General features: G+C 44.0%; 1 protein-coding gene. It reads right to left on the bottom strand.

Features of this window, described 5'->3' with window-relative positions; all coding sequences use genetic code 11:
- The coding region (locus A3729_RS33765; protein ID WP_156497611.1) for an SDR family NAD(P)-dependent oxidoreductase at nucleotides 1-769 on the bottom strand (769 nt) is incomplete at both ends.

The following is a 769-nucleotide window of genomic DNA, read 5'->3' as shown; positions in this document are numbered from 1 at the left end:
TCATGTCCGCGAAGTCGCAACGATAAGCATGCACTTCACCCTTACCTTTTGCTTGTAGCTCAGCCTTAACTTCGTCCAGAGTCTCTTGCGTTCTAGCAGCGATACATACGATTGCCTCAGCATCTACCAATTTATGCGCAGTCGCCAATCCGATACCCGATGTTGCACCCGTGACAACACAAACTTTTCCACCAACAGTACCTTTTAAGGAACGATCTTTATGTAAATCTGGGTCTAGGTTACGCTCCCAAAAATCCCAAATAGCAGGTGCGTAGGATTCTAGACGAGGAACTTCGATTCCTGATCCTTTCAATACACGCTCTGTTTCGCGAGAGTCGAACTTTGTTGGGTAATTGATAAAACCCATTGCCGACTCTGGAACACCAAAATCATTTAAAACCGCACTCGTAATACGCTTAACAGGAGGAAGGTTCTTTAGGCCATTCCTAACCATTGAAGGAATAAAACCAAACATGCGAGAATCAACACGCATTGTCATGGTTGGCGCATGACCAGCTTCGGCAAAAATATTTAGAACCTCACCAACCTTGTGTGGGTCTGGGTCAGTCAAATGGAAACATTTTCCATCTTCACCATCTGCATGGGAAATATGATCAATTGCATCAACAATAAAGTCGACCGGCACAACGTTAATGCGGCCACCTTCAATACCAATAGTAGGCATCCACTTTGGTAAAGTGTTACGAATTTTTTGCAGCATTTTGAAGAAGTAATATGGACCGTCAATCTTGTCGATCTCACCAGTCTT

The organism is Oleiphilus sp. HI0043, from assembly GCF_001634935.1.
The sequence above is the reverse complement of the archived record's forward strand: the minus strand, read 5'-3'. Positions and strand labels throughout refer to the sequence as shown.